The sequence below is a fragment of the Variovorax sp. PBL-H6 genome, assembly GCF_901827155.1.
Classification (GTDB): domain Bacteria; phylum Pseudomonadota; class Gammaproteobacteria; order Burkholderiales; family Burkholderiaceae_C; genus Variovorax.
This window is the reverse complement of sequence record NZ_LR594659.1, coordinates 21,527-37,891: the sequence shown is the minus strand read 5'-3', so window position 1 is coordinate 37,891 and position 16,365 is coordinate 21,527. Positions and strand designations below refer to the sequence as shown.

General features: G+C 67.5%; 15 protein-coding genes and 1 pseudogene. 10 read left to right on the top strand and 6 right to left on the bottom strand.

Annotation, left to right across the window (positions count from 1 at the left end; all coding sequences use genetic code 11):
• Positions 1 to 99: 99 nt before the first annotated feature.
• Positions 100 to 1,014, bottom strand: coding sequence for a transglutaminase-like domain-containing protein (locus G3W89_RS00180; protein WP_162572222.1), 915 nt, complete (start codon positions 1,012 to 1,014; stop codon positions 100 to 102).
• A 22-nt stretch (positions 1,015 to 1,036) separates the two neighbouring features.
• Positions 1,037 to 1,222 carry a DUF1328 family protein gene (locus G3W89_RS00175; protein ID WP_162572221.1) on the bottom strand — a complete coding sequence of 62 codons (186 nt, stop codon included), beginning with the start codon at positions 1,220 to 1,222 and terminating at the stop codon, positions 1,037 to 1,039.
• 182 nt (positions 1,223 to 1,404) lie between these two features.
• Between G3W89_RS00175 and gstA the strand changes: the two genes are divergently transcribed.
• Positions 1,405 to 2,013, top strand: a complete 609-nt coding sequence (gstA, locus tag G3W89_RS00170) for a glutathione transferase GstA (RefSeq protein ID WP_162572220.1) — start codon at positions 1,405 to 1,407, stop codon at positions 2,011 to 2,013.
• Here the strand turns inward: gstA and G3W89_RS00165 are convergent.
• The gene (locus G3W89_RS00165) at positions 1,988 to 3,241 is read right to left on the bottom strand and encodes a YbfB/YjiJ family MFS transporter (protein WP_232076229.1); all 1,254 of its coding nucleotides are present in this window, start codon (positions 3,239 to 3,241) and stop codon (positions 1,988 to 1,990) included. The genes gstA and G3W89_RS00165 overlap by 26 nt on opposite strands.
• Positions 3,242 to 3,355: 114 nt before the next feature.
• Between G3W89_RS00165 and G3W89_RS00160 the strand changes: the two genes are divergently transcribed.
• Positions 3,356 to 4,459, top strand: a complete 1,104-nt coding sequence (locus tag G3W89_RS00160; protein ID WP_162572218.1) for an alkene reductase — start codon at positions 3,356 to 3,358, stop codon at positions 4,457 to 4,459.
• Here G3W89_RS00160 and G3W89_RS00155 read toward each other — a convergent pair.
• Together G3W89_RS00155 and G3W89_RS00150 are read right to left on the bottom strand one after the other, a co-directional pair.
• Positions 4,441 to 5,835 (bottom strand): sensor histidine kinase, encoded by a 1,395-nt coding sequence (locus G3W89_RS00155; RefSeq protein WP_232076227.1) that lies wholly within the window; start codon positions 5,833 to 5,835, stop codon positions 4,441 to 4,443. The genes G3W89_RS00160 and G3W89_RS00155 overlap by 19 nt on opposite strands.
• Complete coding sequence (locus G3W89_RS00150; RefSeq protein ID WP_162572217.1) at positions 5,832 to 6,521, bottom strand: response regulator transcription factor; 690 nt, start codon at positions 6,519 to 6,521, stop codon at positions 5,832 to 5,834. The genes G3W89_RS00155 and G3W89_RS00150 overlap by 4 nt, the downstream gene beginning before the upstream one ends.
• Positions 6,522 to 6,732: 211 nt before the next feature.
• Between G3W89_RS00150 and G3W89_RS00145 the strand changes: the two genes are divergently transcribed.
• From G3W89_RS00145 to G3W89_RS00115, 7 genes and pseudogenes are all read left to right on the top strand, one after another.
• Positions 6,733 to 6,927, top strand: a complete 195-nt coding sequence (locus tag G3W89_RS00145; RefSeq protein WP_162572216.1) for a heavy-metal-associated domain-containing protein — start codon at positions 6,733 to 6,735, stop codon at positions 6,925 to 6,927.
• A 126-nt stretch (positions 6,928 to 7,053) separates the two neighbouring features.
• On the top strand, positions 7,054 to 7,827 hold the full coding sequence (locus G3W89_RS00140; protein WP_162572215.1) for a TIGR04325 family methyltransferase: 774 nt from the start codon (positions 7,054 to 7,056) through the stop codon (positions 7,825 to 7,827).
• Between the two features lie 41 nt (positions 7,828 to 7,868).
• Positions 7,869 to 8,648, top strand: coding sequence for a two-component system response regulator CreB (gene creB / locus G3W89_RS00135; RefSeq protein ID WP_162572214.1), 780 nt, complete (start codon positions 7,869 to 7,871; stop codon positions 8,646 to 8,648).
• On the top strand, positions 8,645 to 10,084 hold the full coding sequence (gene creC, locus G3W89_RS00130) for a two-component system sensor histidine kinase CreC (protein ID WP_162572213.1): 1,440 nt from the start codon (positions 8,645 to 8,647) through the stop codon (positions 10,082 to 10,084). Before creB ends, creC begins: the two co-directional genes overlap by 4 nt.
• Before the next feature lie 50 nt (positions 10,085 to 10,134).
• Positions 10,135 to 10,298 (top strand): annotated as a pseudogene (locus tag G3W89_RS00125) (LuxR C-terminal-related transcriptional regulator); the annotation flags it as partial.
• Positions 10,299 to 10,767: 469 nt separating this feature from the next.
• Positions 10,768 to 11,166, top strand: coding sequence for a hypothetical protein (locus G3W89_RS00120; protein WP_162572211.1), 399 nt, complete (start codon positions 10,768 to 10,770; stop codon positions 11,164 to 11,166).
• Between the two features lie 8 nt (positions 11,167 to 11,174).
• Positions 11,175 to 11,582: a hypothetical protein gene (locus tag G3W89_RS00115; protein WP_162572210.1), complete on the top strand. Its 408-nt coding sequence runs from the start codon at positions 11,175 to 11,177 to the stop codon at positions 11,580 to 11,582.
• A 48-nt stretch (positions 11,583 to 11,630) separates the two neighbouring features.
• On the opposite strand, the gene G3W89_RS00110 is transcribed toward G3W89_RS00115, so the two are convergent.
• Positions 11,631 to 14,009, bottom strand: coding sequence for a penicillin-binding protein 1A (locus G3W89_RS00110; RefSeq protein ID WP_174258218.1), 2,379 nt, complete (start codon positions 14,007 to 14,009; stop codon positions 11,631 to 11,633).
• A 278-nt stretch (positions 14,010 to 14,287) separates the two neighbouring features.
• On the opposite strand from G3W89_RS00110, the gene G3W89_RS00105 reads away from it, so the two are divergent.
• Positions 14,288 to 16,360 carry a VIT and vWA domain-containing protein gene (locus G3W89_RS00105; RefSeq protein ID WP_162572209.1) on the top strand — a complete coding sequence of 691 codons (2,073 nt, stop codon included), beginning with the start codon at positions 14,288 to 14,290 and terminating at the stop codon, positions 16,358 to 16,360.
• Positions 16,361 to 16,365 lie beyond the last annotated feature (5 nt).

Here is a 16,365-nt window from a genome sequence, read left to right as displayed (position 1 = left end):
TACTCGCGCGGGCCACCGCCATCGACCAGCAGGGGCAAGATGGCAGTCCGCCGCTCTCCCTGCGAAAGCCCGTAATACCTAGCCAGTTTGCTATCTTTTTTATAGCAATTGCACACGCGCCGGCGTTTGCAACAGTGACATCGAAGCCGCTGGGACAGGCACCGGCTTCTCGATACCGACCAACTGCCCACTCGCCCTCGGGGCGGCAGAGGCGACGAGCCGCTCGTCCTGTACCTCGTGCACACTCAGCGCCTTGCCCGTCATGCGAACGGGCCCGAAGAAGGTGCAGAAGGCCACGTCCTTCGCATCGCGTCCGGTGCCCACCCGCACCAAGCGGTCCGGCGGTGCCATGCGCGTGGCATCGAACAGCACCCACTGCCCGCCCAGCCAAGCCTCGAACACCGCGTGGAAGTCCTGCGGCGGCTCGTCGAACCAGACATAGCCCACCACCAGCCGCGCCGGGATGTTGAGCGCGCGGCAGAAAGTGATGCCGAGGTGTGCGAAATCGCGGCACACGCCAGCGCGCTCCACGAACACCTCGCGCGCAGTTGTCGTCGAGTTGCTGCTGCCCGGCTCGTAGGTGATGCTGTCGTGAATCCAGTCGGTGATCGCCTGCACCCGCCCGATGCCCGGCGGGAGTTCGCCGAAGAGCTGCTGCGCGCAGCGAGACATCAGGTCCGACTCGCAATAGCGGCTGGGCATCAGGTAGTGGAGGAGCTCGTGCGGCACCTGATTCACCGGCAGCTCCGCGAGGTCGGTCGGCACCAGCACATGAGCGCGGCGGACCTGGGCCCGATAGCGGATCTTCAGCGGCCCGGGCGGCGCATCGAAGCGCACGAACCGGTTGCCGCTCGCCTCGTCGCAGAAGGCCTCACGCTGCACCGCAGGCTCGATCACCAGCTCCTCGCTGGTCACCGCCTGTGCGCCGCAGCGCGCCGCCTCGATATTGAACACAAGGTGCGAAGGCGCCTCTACCTCATAGTCGAGCACGGCTTCCAGGTTCGACGCATGCATGTTCCTCCTCAGGCCCCGGCCGTCAGTCCAGGGCTTTTTTCGCGGCGCCGATGCCCAGCGCCGCCAGCACCAGGAAGACCACGGCCACGATCAGGAACAGGCCGAAGAGCAGCTTGGCAATGCCAGCCGCACCGGCGGCGATCCCGCCGAAGCCGAGTGCGCCCGCAATCAGCGCAACGATGGCAAAGATGATGGCGTACTTCAACATGGAGGTGCTCCTTTTCCAAAGATCGCGGCCCCAGCCGCGGCGCATCGCAGGATAGGAAAAGCCCCTCTCGCCGCTGATAGTCGGCCCACCCGACGCACCGTAGGACAAAAACGCGGCGCGAAACCGCTAGCATGCTGTGCTTACTCGAGGTCGTTCCTCAACTATCCACCGGAGTCTTTTGCATGAAGCTGTATTACTCGCCGGGCGCCTGCTCGCTCTCGCCCCACATTGCGCTGCGCGAAGCCGGCATTGCCTTCGAACCCGTGCTCGCCAGCACCAAGAGCCACAAGCTGAAGGACGGCACGGACTACTACGGCATCAACCCGCTCGGCTATGTGCCGATGCTCGAGCTCGACGACGGCACGCGCCTGCGAGAAGGCCCGGCGATCGTGCAGTACATCGCCGATCTCGCCCCCACCAAGAATCTCGCCCCGGCGGCGGGCACGCTGTCGCGCTATCGGCTCCAGGAGTGGCTGACCTTCATCGGCACCGAGATCCACAAGACCTACTCGCCCTTCTTCAACCCGGCCATGCCCGACGAAGCGAAAGCTGTCTTCAAGAGCAAGCTGGAGTCACGTTATGAGTGGCTCAATCGCGAGCTCGAAGGCAAGGAATACCTGATGGGCGAACACTTCACCGTGGCGGATGGCTACCTGTTCACCGTCACCAACTGGGCCAAGCCCGTCGGCATCGACCTGTCGCCCTACCCCAACGTGCAGGCCTGGCATGCGCGCGTCGGCGCTCGGCCGAACGTGCAGGAGGCGCTCAAGGCCGAGGGCCTCGCCAAGTAGGACGCCTGGCGTCCTCGGTGGCGAGCGGCCGCTGTTGCCAGGCCAGCGCAGCGCCAAGCCATAGCGCCGCGGCCGAGGCCACCAGGCCGCGCGCCAAGCCGCCCGTCCCGTCGGAGATCCACCCCGTCACGGTCGGCCCCACGATCTGTCCCAGTGCAAAGACAATCGTGAAGGCGCTGATACCGCTTCCCCATTGCGCGTCCGGCAGGTTGTGACGCACCAGCGCGGTGGTCGACGCCACGACCGACAGGAACACCGCCCCGAACAGGAGTCCCGACAGCAAGGCCACCGGCCACGCTGCACTGAGCACCGGCAGCAGCGTTGCCAGCCCCAGCAATGCGTTGAGGGAAGCCTGCGGCCCGCCGCCGCGGAAGCGATCCAGCAACCCGGCCCAGAGCCTTGCGGATGCCACGCAGGCAACGCCGAGCAGCGCGTAGAAGGCCGTGATGCCCTCCGGGCTCGCCCCTTGCTCGCGCAGCAGCGCGATCACGAAGGTCATGTAGCCGATATAGCCCACGCCGAACATGAGGTAGCCCGCCAGCGCCCAGACAAGTCGATGCACGGCCGCGCGGGGCACCACGGCAGCCGCCCGCGATGCCGGGGCGCCCTGGAGCACATCGGCCGGCATGGCGCGCGCCGCGAGGCCGAGCACCGCCGTCGCCGCCATGCACGCCAGCGCAAGCGCCCACCAGGCCCAGGCCCAGCCATGCGCCTGTCCGTCCGCGGCCCGCAGAACCGGCGGCACCAGAAGCGCCGAGAGGGTGATGCCGAAGCCCGTGCCTCCGTAGTAAAGGCCCAGCAGCAGGCCCGCGCGTTCGGGCTGCAGCGCACCAAGGCGCGCGGCCAGCAACCCACCGGCGACGAAGACCCAGGCGCTCGCAACACCGGCCAGCAGCCGCTGCGCCAGCAGCGCCGGCGCGGAGGTGAAAAAGCCGCTGGCCCCCATGAAGAGGCTGGCCCACACCGCGCCGCCGACCAGCAACCGCAGCGCCCCGTAGCGTCTTATCAAGGCCGGCGTCATCAGTGCGCCTACCAGGTAGCCTGCGGCGTTGGCGGTGTTCATGCCGCCCGCCAGCGCGTAGCTCCAGCCCAGGTCGGCGCGCATCGGTGGCAACAGCAGGCCATAGGAAAAGCGCGCGATGCCCAGCGACACCGCCGCGCCCAGGGAAAGCGCGAGCGCAAGGCGCAGGGCTCGGGCGGGTGTGAGCGTGGCAGCCAGCGTCGTCATCGGGACAGCCATTCTGCGGCATGCACTAGCAGCAAAACGACAACCCCGCGGCAGCACGGCCGCCCACAACGCATTACCGTCGGGTGGACTCCCCTTCACGACAAAAGGAAAAAGATGCCCTCCCTGTTCGATCCGATCCAGGCCGGCGATCTGAAGCTCGCCAACCGCATCGTCATGGCGCCGCTCACGCGCAACCGTTCGCCCAATGCGGTGCCGCCCCCGATCACCGCCACCTACTATGCGCAGCGCGCCGGCGCAGGCCTGCTGATCACCGAAGCCACCGCCATCAGCCACCAGGGCCAGGGCTATGCCGACGTGCCGGGCCTCTATAGCGAGGAGCAGCTACAGGCCTGGAAGCGCGTCACTGATGCCGTCCATGACGAAGGCGGCAAGATCGTCGTTCAGTTGTGGCACGTCGGCCGCGTCTCGCACAGCGAACTGCAGCCCGGCGGCGGCAAGCCGGTCGCTCCGTCGGCCATCGCAGCCAGGACCAAGACGGTGCTGATCAAGAACGGCGTGCCCACCTTCGTCGAAACCTCCGAGCCGCGCGCGCTCGAGGCAAGCGAGTTGCCCGGCATCGTCCACGCCTATGCGGCAGCCGCCCGCAACGCCGTGAAGACCGCCGGCTTCGATGGCGTCGAGATCCACGCGGCCAACGGCTACCTGCTCGACCAGTTCCTCAAGACCGGCAGCAACCATCGCGGCGACGACTACGGCGGCAGCATCGAGAACCGCGCGCGCCTGCTGCTCGAGGTGACAAGGGCGGTGGTCGACGCGGCCGGCGGCGGCATCACCGGCATCCGGCTGTCGCCGGTCACGCCGGCCAACGACGTGAACGACGCGGACCCGCAGCCGCTGTTCGAATACGTCGTGAAACAGCTCGCGCCGCTGGGCCTTGCCTACATCCACGTCATCGAAGGCGCCACCGGCGGGCCTCGCGAACTGGAGGACCGGCCTTTCGACTACGAGTCCCTCAAGGCCGCCTACCGCAACGCCGGCGGCCGGGCGGCCTGGATGGTGAACAACGGTTACGACAAGCCGCTGGCGGAAAACGCCGTGAAGGAAGGCGACGACCTCGTGGCCTTCGGCAAGCCCTTCATCTCCAACCCCGACCTGGTGCGCAGGCTGCGCGAAAACGCGCCTCTCAATCCCTGGGACAAGAACACCTTCTACGGCGGCGGCGAGGAGGGTTACATCGACTACCCGGCGCTCGCCTGAGCGAGTGGTGCGCCGAACGCCACGCTGACCCGCAGACCGCCGGCGTCGCTGGCTTTTTCGAATCGCAGTTCCGCGTCGAGCAACGCGGCATAGCGCGCCACGATCGCCAGCCCCAGCCCGGCGCCCTGGCCGAGCTTCATGCCTTCGGCCCCCTGCGACCACCGCTGCATCAGCGCGCGCTGCAGCTCGGGCGCTATGCCGGGCCCGTCATCGATCACCGCCAGCGTGTGGCCGGCCAGCGCGATGGTGATGGTGCGTCCGCCATAACGCAGTGCGTTGTCGATCAGGTTGTCGAGGATGCCCTCGACCAGCGCGGCGTTCGCCTGCACCGCTACCGGCGCCTCCAGGCCCAGTGCGCCCAGGTCCACGCCCTGTGCGTCGGCGCGCGCCAGGTGGCGCAGCACCGCCTGCTCCACCAGTACATCGAGCCGCAGCGGCTCGCGCTGCAGGCCGGTGCGTCCTTCGTCGGCCAGCGCCAGGCCGAGCAGCTGGTCGACCAGGCGGCTGGCGCGCGCCTGGCTGGCGGCGATCTGCCGCAGCTGCTCGCGCCAGATCGCGGGCGCCTGCTGCGCCAGCCCGTACTCGGCCAATGCGCGGATACCCGCCAGCGGCGTGCGCAACTCGTGCGCCACGTTGCCCGCGAACTCCCGCTGCGCGCGCACGCTGTGCCCGAGGCGCTCGAACAGCGCGTTGAGCGTGTCGCCCAGGCGCTCCAGCTCGCCCGAGCTGCGCGCCACGGGCACCGGCGCCAGGTCGCGGGCATCGCGCTGGTCCAGCGTCTGGCGCAGCTCGCCCAGCGGCCTCAGCTCGCCCTCGATGCCGCGCCACAGCCAGATCGCCAGCAGCACCAGCAAGAGCAGCTGTGGCGCCAGTGCGTAGGCCAGGAGGCGCTTCACCAGCGCGCTGCGCGCCAGCGTCGTCTGCGCGATCACCACGCGGAAAGCGTTGGGCGGCTCGTGGTCCAGCACGACCGCGCGCAGCGGCTGGCCCTGGTGAACGATGTCGGAGAACCGGTAGCGCGCTCCTTCCGCGGGTAGCGGCGCCTGCAGGCCTTGGTGACCCGCCAGAACCGAGCCATCCTGCCGCAGCACCGCGAAGTAGATGGTTTCAGACTGATCGAAGAGCACGCTCGACACCTCGCGCGGCGTGAGCCGCAACTGGATGTCGCGCTCGCCTGCTTCGACATTGGCCGAAACCGCATAGGCATCGTCGAGCAGCGAGCGGTCGAAAGCCTGCTCGGTGAAATGGCTGGCCACCGCGACGGCGAGCGCCGTGCCCGCGAGCCAGGTCATCGCCAGCGGCAGCAGCACCCGCCGCAGCACGCGTGCGGTGAGCGAAGGCGCGCTCGCCGCCGCCCGGCGCGCCGTTTCGTTCACGTCGCCGTTTCCAGCAGATAGCCGATGCCGCGCAGCGTGCGGATGGCCGCGCCGCTGCCCGTCAGCTTCTTGCGCAGACGCGAGATGAAGGCCTCGAGCGCGTTGTCGCCCAGCGCTTCGTCGAAGGTCGAGAGCTTGTCGGACAGCGCCCGCTTGCTCACGGTGCGGCCCGGTGGGCTCATCAGCTCCCAGAGCACCTCGAATTCGCGCGCCGGCAGGTCCAGCGGCGCGCCGGCCACGGCGAAGCGGCGCGCCTTGCGGTCGAGCTTCAGCTGCCCCAGCGTCGCAATGTCCTCGGTGCCCTGCGCACGCCGCACCAGCGCGCGCAGCCGCGCCTCGACTTCCGCGAGGTCGAAGGGCTTGCCGAGGTAGTCGTCGGCACCGGCATCCAGGCCGGCGATGCGCTCCTCGGTCCGGCCGCGTGCCGTCAGCACCAGCACCGGCGTGCGGTCACCGCGCGCACGCGCATGGCGCAGCACGGTCAACCCGCTCACGAGGCCGCTGGTCGCGCTTGCGGTGGCGGGCAGGCTGAGGTCGAGCAGCACGGCATCGAAGAGCTGCACCCGCCACAGGTGGTCGGCGTCCTCGGCATTGGCCGCCACGTCGACGCGGTGACCGGCGTCTCCGAAGCTGCGCAGCATCACGCCGCGCAGCACGGCATCGTCTTCGACCAGGAGGATTCGCATGGGTAAATCAGAAAAAGGCGAAAGCCGGCAGGCCGGTCCGTTGCAGGCCGGCGGCGCGGCGAGCGCGCACGAGGATACGACAGCCCGGCGTGCGCCGCGGTTCCCCGCGCATGGGCATTACCCTTCAGCAAACATGCGTTGCCAGCGACCTTGACATTGACACCGTGGCAAAGTCGACACTCTCGCTTCAACCCCCAATGAAGGAGCAACGATGAGCCAGAAATTCCAGGTGTCCGGCATGAGCTGCAGCCACTGTGTCACCGCGGTCCAGAATGCAGTGCAGGCGATCGATCCGAAGGCGCAGGTCACAGTTGATCTCGAGACCGGCCATGTCGACGTGCTGAGCACGCAGCAGCGCCAGGACATCGTGCTGGCGATCGAGAACGCGGGCTACAGGGTCCAATAGCAGGCTCGCGCCCCGGCCGGCGGCGGGCGCAAGGCGGCCTCCCTGCATGTTTACTGTTGAATACTTTTGTTTCAAAGTGCAAAATGCGCGCTGCAATTGCATTCAACAACAAGGCAAAAGGCACCCATGCTTACGAGTCTCCTTCCCCCGTCGGTCCGCGAAGCTGCCTACCGCCGCAAGTTCCTGGAGAACCGTGAAGAAAACCTCTTCATGGGTTCCTTCGAAAGCTTCGCCGCGGCCGAGGCCGGAGCTCCGCCCACCAAGGCCGTCGGCTATGACAACGCGCCCGCCGACGCCTTCTACAGCCACCAGGTCGCGCCCTACGACTATCCGGGCTTGTTCTGGATCGGCCGCGCGCTGGACGACGGCATGCGCAGCATCTTCGACCTGGGCGGTCACGTCGGTATCAAGTACTACGCCTTTCGCCGCATGCTGAACTATCCGGCCGATCTGCGCTGGACAGTCTGCGACGTGCCCACCGTGGTCCAGACCGGCCGCGAGCTCGCGGTGCAGCGCGAGGCCACCGCGCAGCTGAGCTTCAGCACCGATTTCAGGGACGCGAGCGGCTGCGACGTGCTCTACGCGTCCGGCAGCCTGCAGTACCTGCCGCAGCGCATCTCCGAGATCATTGCCGCGCTGCCCGTCAAGCCGCGGCGCATCGTGCTGAACACCACCGCCGTGCACCCGGAGCGCACGCTCTACACGCTCAACAGCATCGGCTTTGCCGTCTGCCCCTACCGCATCCAGCACCATGACGAGCTGCTGGCCGAGCTGGCAGCATCCGGCTACAGGCGGCGCGACGCCTGGCGCAACGAGGGCAAGGCGATCGAGGTGCCCTTCGTCCAAGGCGGCGACAAGCCCTTCTACGCGGGCTGCTGCTTCGACCTGCAGCACGCCTGAAGCCGCGGCCGGGCGGGTTCCGGGCCGCTACCATCCGCCCCATGCTCTCCCACCCGCGGATCCTGATCGCCGAAGACGAATCCGGCATCGCCGACACCCTGCAGTACGTGCTGCGGACCGATGGCTTCGTGCCCGTCTGGTGCGCCACGGCCGAGGAGGCGATCGCGCAGTTTGCGGCCCAGCCGCCCGCGCTGGCCATCCTGGATGTGGGCCTGCCCGACATGAACGGCTTCGAGCTCTTCAAGCGGCTGCAGGCGCTCAACCGCGAGCAGGGCGGCGCCGAGGTGCCGATGCTCTTCCTCACGGCGCGCAGCGACGAGATCGACCGCGTCGTGGGGCTCGAGCTGGGCGCCGATGACTACGTGGCCAAGCCCTTCTCGCCGCGCGAGCTGGTGGCGCGCGTGCGTACCATCCTCCGGCGCAGCGGGCGAGGCAACGGCCTTCCGACGGCGAGCCCGGCGCCTGTCACGCCTGTCGCGCCAGTCACGCCAACCGCGCCTGCGGGCGGCCTGTCGCCCTCGCCCTTCGCGCTCGACGTCGAACGCATGCAGATCCGCTACTACGGCCGCCTGCTCGAGCTCTCGCGCTACGAGTACGGACTGCTCAGGCTGCTGGTGCAGCGCCCGGGCCGCGTGTTCACGCGCGACGAGCTGCTCGAGCTCGTGTGGGACGACGCCAGCGAGAGCTTCGACCGCACCGTCGATGCCCACGTCAAGACCCTGCGCGCCAAGCTGCGCGCCATCGCGCCCGAGGTCGAGGCGATCCGCACGCTGCGCGGCACCGGCTACGCGCTCAACGAAGAGCTGCCTTCCCGCTTGTGAGCAGACGAACCCGCATCTTCATCGGCATCCTGCTGATCTACGCCGCGGGCATCGCCTTCCTGCTCTATCGCGTCGTCGCCGACATCGACCCGCGCTACCGCGAGTCGGCCGAGGAGTCGCTGGTCGAGGCCTCGCAGTTCATGGCCAGCCTGGTCGAGCAGGACGTGATCGCCGGCGCGATCAACACCGCGCGGCTGGAGCCGCTGTTCCGCTCGGTCTACGCGCGCCAGTTCTCGGCGCAGATCTACAACCTGCACAAGAGCCGCGTGGAGCTGCGCGTCTACGTCACCGATCGCAGCGGACGCGTGCTCTTCGACTCGCTGGGCCGCAGCACCGGCGCCGACTTCTCGCGCTGGAGCGATGTCAGCCGCACCCTGGCCGGCCTGTACGGCGCGCGCACTTCGCGCGACATCGAGAGCGACCCGCTGACCTCCGTGATGTACGCCGCCGCCCCGGTGCGCTGGAACAACGAGATCGTCGGCGTGGTCAGCGTCGGCAAACCGGTGCAGAGCTTCGGCCAGTTCGTCGAAGACGCGCGTGCCCGCACGCTATGGGTGGGCGTCGGCTCGGCCTTTGCGCTGCTGGTGGGGGCGCTGATCGTCTCCATCTGGCTGGTGCGGCCCTTCGGCCTGATTTCGGACTACTGGCGCTGGCTGCGCAATCAGCGCAGCTGGAGCGTCTCCCGCATGCTGCGCCGCGCGGTCGACACGCTGCGCAGCGGCTTCGGCGAAATGCGCGATGCATTCACCGGCCGCAGCTACGTCGCCGATTACGTACAGACCTTCACGCACGAGATCAAGAGCCCGCTGTCGGCGATCCGCGGCGCCGCCGAGCTGGTGCAGGAGCCCTCGATGCCGCAGGCCGAGCGCGAGCGCTTCCTCGCCAACATCACGCAAGAGGCCCAGCGCATCCAGGAGATCGTGGACCGGATGATGGAGCTGACGGCGCTCGAGACCCAGCGCGCGCTGGACCGCAGCGAGACCCTCGCGCTCGCGCCGCTGCTGCAGGAGGTGGCGGCCAGCGCGCAGGGTGCGGCGGCAGCGCGCGAGATCCGGCTGCACGTGGCCATCGACACCGAGGCCCACGTCGAAGGCGACCCATTCCTGCTGCGGCGCGCAGTGAGCAACCTGCTCGACAACGCGATCGACTTCTCTCCCGCCGGTGCCGAGATCGCACTGGCGCTGCATGCGGACTCGCGCGAAGCCCGCATCACCGTGCGCGACCATGGCCGCGGCATTCCCGACTACGCCAAGGACAAGGTCTTCGAGAAGTTCTATTCGCTGGCGCGCCCGCACAGCCAGAAGAAGAGCACCGGCCTCGGGCTCGCCTTCGTGAAGGAAATCGCGGCGCTGCACCGCGGGCGCATCGAGCTCGCGAACGCGCCGCGCGGCGGCGCGCTGGCCACGCTCACGCTGCCGCTGGCTTCGCCGGGGTGAGGCCACGAGTCCGCCGCAGCACTGAAATCGCATGCCGGGGATGCACGACACGAGGTGTGATGCGACGCGTGGTCGAGGGCCTGCCCGACAAGCTGATCGCCAACCAGCTCTCGATCAGCGTGCGGACGGCGGAGGTGCACCGGGCGCAAGTGTTCGAGAAGACGGAGGTGAAGTCGGCGATGGGAGCTTGGCGAATTTGTTGATAGACATTTAAAGCTCTCTGAAGTCCCTCGAAGAGAGGATAAGTGTTACTGCCGAGTGCCCAGCCTGCGCAATGCAACCAGTAAAGGAGAAAAATGGTATCCACTGTCGTATTGATCATGAGCATGGACAGCGTCCTGCTATTCGAAAGCCTGGCACGTTGTACCGCCGTCTGGGTTGCTGACACGCTAGCCAATGCTGCGCTTAAACCCCCGTTCGCCACCGAGAGAGACGGTTTGTCGATTACGTGGTTTCCGGTGCACCCCGGCGAACAGCTGGAGGCGGCGAAGTAGCCCTCATATGCGGTATCCGGGCCGGTAAACGATGCTGAATCGGGGCTTCACTGCAAGTGGTCTTCAACGGGCAGATCTACGCAGTCCACAGCGACCACCTCAACACGCCCAGGCGGTTGTGCCAGCAGACGGACCGTCCTCGCAGTGGCCTCGGCCGGAGGCAGATGGTGGTAGTTGAAAGGGTACGCTATGAATTTTATTGAAAGCCGTTTGCTGGGAGTCCGGGTTGATGAGATGGGCCGTGAGGCTTCTCTGTCGATCAATGAGAAGAGTGGCGCAAGGTTCGACTTGGAACTGCATGGCGTCGAAAGATTGTGGGTCAATGAACTGCGTCAACAGAACATTATCGAAGACATGGTTCATTGGACCGCTGGAGAGGCTACAGCCGATCTTCGAGAAGCGGCATTCTTCTTGATGACTGGCGTTGCTGAGCGAGATTGCGGTGTGCAACTCGCTCAGGTGGCATCCACTGTCGTGGATCGGGTCGTTCGTAGCGAACTCGAAATGCTGGAAATCACTGCTGTCTTTGGCGCTCAAGTCATTGCCTCGTTTGCGTCCATGACTGTGCGGCTCAAGCCATCAACCTGACCGAAAAGATGGAAGCCAATTCGAAGCCGATCCCCGACCTGCATGACGCTGAGCTCTATGCGGTTCGTCATGACACATCGTCTGGTACTGTCGAATGCGTCGTTCGCAAAGTGGATGGGCACGATCCGACGTTGACGCTTACCGGCATAGAGAGGTTTCGCTGCAGCGACTTCGGACTACAGAACGTCGTGCTCGAATTGATCGTCATCGATACGACTCGTCGACCAACGCAACACGAACTTCGCGGGCATCTGCAATGGATCTCAGCCACTTTCGACGGGGAGAGTCTGTTGAGTGCGCAGGAGACCGAAGCTGCCGTTCAGAACATGCTCGACGGTAGGTACGTTCTCGTGTCGCTGATTCCATCCTGGGGGGCGCAAATTCGCGCACTCGCACAGAGTATTGATTGGGAATGAAGCCTACACTGCGCTGCGATCGATAACACTGGGATCGGCATCAGTGTTTCAGCGGGCCCGGAACAGATCGAGGATGCTGCTGCGTTCTTCCGGCGTCGGCACGTCGCTGACGGGCACGCCGGCCAGCGTCTCGGCCGGCGCCACCGCGCCCGCACCCGCACCCGCACCCGCACCCGCGTCCGCATCCCCGCCCAGGCTCGCGATGCCGCGGCCCGGCGCATAGTCGTCGTAGTACCACTCGCCCTCCACCTGCACCACGCCCGCCGGCACCTGCACCGGCGCAACCGGCACGCCCTGCAGGGCCGACTGCATGTAGCCGGTCCAGATCGGCAGGCTCAGGCTCCCGCCGGTCTCGCCGCGCACGCCGAGCTGGCGCGGCGTGTCGTAGCCGATCCACGCCACGCCCACGCGCGTCGAGGCAAAGCCCGCGAACCAGGTGTCGATCGAATCATTGGTGGTGCCCGTCTTGCCATGCAGGTCCTCGCGCTGCAGCGCCTGCCAGGCCTTGAAGCCCGTGCCGTGCCGCACCACGCTCTGCAGCAGCGAGCTCACCACGAAGGCGTTGCGCTCCGGGATCGCGCGTGTCGTCTCGTCGCGAACCGGAGGCGGCGTCTCGAACAGCACCTGGCCCTTGTGGTCGGTGATGCGCGTCACGAGCGCGGGGCTCATGCGATAGCCGCCGTTGGCGAAGACCGCATACGCCGACGCCATCTGCATCGGCGTGACCGAGCCGGCCCCCAGTGCCATCGGCAGGTACGCCGGGTGCTTCGCGCGCTCGAAGCCGAAGCGGCCGACCCAGTCCTGCGCATAGCGAGGCCCGATCGACTGCAGCACGCGAATGGTGACCATGTTCTTCGACTGCTCGAGCGCGCGGCGCAAGGTCATCGGGCCTTCGAAGCGGCCGTCGTAGTTGCGGGGCTCCCAGGGCGAGCCGCCCGTGGCCGCGGCATCGAGGAACAGCGGTGCGTCGTCAACCAGGGTGCTGGGCGTGAAGCCCTTCTCGAGCGCCGCCGAATAGATGAAGGGCTTGAAGCTCGAGCCCGGTTGTCGCCACGCCTGAGTCACATGGTTGAACTTGTTCCTGCTGAAGTCGAAGCCGCCCACCAGCGCGCGGATCGCACCATCGCGGGGGTCGAGCGACACGAAGGCGCCCTCGACCTCGGGCAGCTGCGTGATCTCCCATCCGCCCTTGGGCGTCTTCGCGACGCGGATGACTGCACCTCGACGCACGCGCAGGTTCGGCGCCGCACGCGGCGACAGCCCGGCCTGGGCCGCACGCAAGCCCTCGCCCGCGATCCGCACGCTCTCGCCATTGCCGCGCACCGCCAGCACCTCCTTCGCGTCGGCCTGCAGCACCACGGCGGCCAGCATGTCGCCGCTGTCCGGGTGCTCGGCGAGGGCCTCGTCGACCGCGTCGTCGAGCCGGGCCTGATCGGCAGCCAGCTCGACGAAGCGCTCCGGTCCGCGCCAGGGTTGCCGCCGCTCGTAGTCGAGGATGCCCTTGCGCAGCGACTGGTAAGCCGCCGCCTGCTCGCTCGCCACCAATGAGGTGAATACCTTGTAGCCGCGCGTGTAGGTACTCGCGCCGTACTGCGCGACCATCAGCTGGCGAACCGTCTCTGCCGCGTGCTCGGCATGGAGGCGCTTCGGCTCGGACGGGTCGCGCAGGCGCAGCGGCTCCAGCTTCGCCTCGGCCGCCTGCACCGCGTTGATGGCGCCGGTCGCGACCATGCGATCCAGCACGTAGAGCTGCCGGGCGCGCGCGCGGCGCGGGTTGCTCACCGGGTCGTTGGTGCCCGGCGCCTTCGGCAGGCCGGCCAGCATGGCCGCCTCTGCCAGCGTGATGTCCTTCAAGGGCTTGCCGAAGTAGCGCTCCGATGCCGAGGCGAAACCATAGGCGCGATGGCCGAGGAATATCTGGTTCAGGTAGATCTCGAGGATCTGGTCCTTGCTCAGGTGCTGCTCGAGCCGAAACGCCAGCAGCGCCTCCAGCATCTTGCGCGACAGCGTCCGCTCGGCGCTGAGGTAGACGTTGCGCGCCACCTGCTGCGTGATGGTGGAGGCGCCCTGGTGCACGCCATGCCGCAGGTTGGCCAGCACCGCGCGCAGCAGTCCCTTCGGGTCGATGCCCGGGTGCTCGTAGAAGCGGGCATCCTCCACCGCCACCACCGCATCCTTGAGCTGCTTCGGCATCTCGGCGATGGGCACGAGTTCGCGCCGCTCTTCGCCGAATTCGCCGATCAGCGCGCCATCGGCCGTGTAGACGCGCAGCGGCAGCTTGGGCCGGTAGTCGGAAAGCTCGGAGACATCGGGCAGTTGCGGAGCCAGCACGGCGATCGCGACGCCAGCCGCGCACAGCGCCGCAGTGCCGCCGATGGCCATCGAGGCAACGCCCCACAGCAGTACGCGCTTCAACCCGGGCTTCATCGCCGGGCCTGCGCAAAGGGCGCACTGCCCAACGGTGGCGCATGGGCGTGTCCGAGATCCAGAAGGCGTGCAGGCATGAATTTCTCCTCATCGATGACGATGGGTCGATGCTCGGCGCGCTACCCGAAGCGGATGTGAAGTGCGAACGACCGGGACTTCACACGGACTTCACAGAACACCGAGCGCTTCAAGAAGGCTTCCAACTCCCTTCGCTCGTGCCCTCGACAGTGGCTGCCGTGCACCGTTGCACGACACATCGAGGGAAAAGGACCATCGCCATGGAAGCCACCACCATCCGTTCCGGCCATTGGCTCTGGCTCGCGACCATCGGCCTCGCGAGCGCAGGCTTCGCGCTGCTCGTCGCGCGGCCCCTGCACGCACAGGAAGCACCGGGTCCGCGCCTGAAGACCGAGAGCCCGTACTTCTTCGTCAAGAGCGACGACCCGGCCATCGACGCGCTGCCGCTCAAGGCGACCGAGGTCGACGTCAAGGTCTCGGGCGTCATCGCCGATGTCACCGTCACGCAGACCTACCGCAACGAGGGCACGCGCGCCATCGAGGCCCGGTACGTGTTCCCGGGCTCCACGCGCGCCGCCGTGAGCGGCCTCCACGTGCGGCTGGGCGATCGCCTGATCGCCGCGCAAATCCGCGAGAAGCAGCAGGCGCGCATCGACTACGACGCTGCGAAGAAGGAAGGCAAGACCGCCGCGCTGCTGGAGCAGCACCTGCCCAACGTGTTCCAGATGAACGTGGCCAACATCCTGCCCGGCGACGACGTCAAGGTGGAGCTGCGCTACACCGAACTCCTGGTGCCGCAGGCCGGCAACTACCAGTTCGTGTTTCCGATGGTGGTGGGGCCGCGCTACAACAGCCCGCAGTCTTCACAGCGCACTGCGAAGTGGGTGGCGCAACCGACGCTGCGCGCAGGCGTGGCGCCGAACACGAGCTTCAGGATGAAGGTCGCGCTCGACACACCGCTCGGCATCCAGGAAGTGCGCTGCGCCACCCACGCCATCGATGTCGGCAAGCGTGACAACGACCGGCATGCGGACATCACGCTGGCGCGCACCGGCGAGCCGGCCAACGACCGCGACTTCGTGCTCGACTGGCGCCTGGCCGGCGAGAAGATCGAATCGGGCCTGATGCTCTACAAGGGCCATGGCGACAACGCCGAGAACTTCTTCCTCGCCATGGTCGAGCCGCCCAAGTCGGTGGCCGCCAACGCCATCTTGCCGCGCGACTACATCTTCGTGGTCGACATCTCCGGTTCGATGCACGGCTTTCCGCTGGACACCGCCAAGGTGCTGCTGGAGCGGCTGATCGGCGGTCTGCGGCCCAGCGACACCTTCAACGTGCTGCTGTTCTCGGGCAGCAGCAAGATGCTGTCTCCGCAGTCGGTGCCCGCCTCCCGCGCCAACATCGAGCAGGCGCTGTCCACCATCAAGAACTACAGCGGCGGCGGCAGCACCGAGCTCATACCCGCGCTCAAGCGCGTGTATGCCGAGCCCAAGGCTGACGAGGTGTCCCGCACCGTGGTGGTCGTGACCGACGGCTACGTCACGGTGGAGCGCGAGGCGTTCGACCTGGTGCGCCGGAACCTGTCGAAGGCCAACGTCTTCGCCTTCGGCATCGGCAGCTCGGTCAACCGGCACCTGATGGAAGGCCTCGCGCGCGCCGGCATGGGCGAACCCTTCATCATCACCGACCCGGTCCAGGCGCCCGAGCAGGCGGCACGCTTCAAGCGCATGGTCGAGTCGCCGGTGCTCACCCAGGTGAAGGCCGTCTTCGGCGGTCTCGATGTGTACGACGTGGAACCGCAGGCGCTGCCCGACGTGCTCGGCGAGCGCCCGGTGATCGTGTTCGGCAAGTGGCGCGGCGAGCCCAAGGGCCGTGTCGTCATCCAGGGTCTGGCCGCGGACGGTCCGTACCGCCAGGCGCTGGCGATCGATGACAAGACACGGCAGGACGCCGCTGCCCTGCGCAGCCTGTGGGCGCGGCACCGCATCGCGAGCCTGAGCGACCAGGAGGCGCTGGAGGGCGGCGATGCCTTCAGGCAGCGCATCACCGAGCTGGGCCTGCGCTACGGCCTGCTCACGCAGTACACCAGCTTCATCGCGGTCGACAAGGTGGTGCGCAATCCGGCGCCGCAGGCCGGCACCTCGGTCGACCCACCGCAGCCGCTGCCCAGGGGTGTGAGCGAACAGGCCGTGGGCGAGGGACAGACGCTGGGCGCCGAAGTGCCGAGCACGCCCGAGCCCGAGACCCTGGGCGCGATCGCCGTGCTGCTGTCGATGCTGGCCATGCTGCGCCGCCGCGCGCGCCGCCACGATCCGCGCCGCTTCACCGCATAACGAGG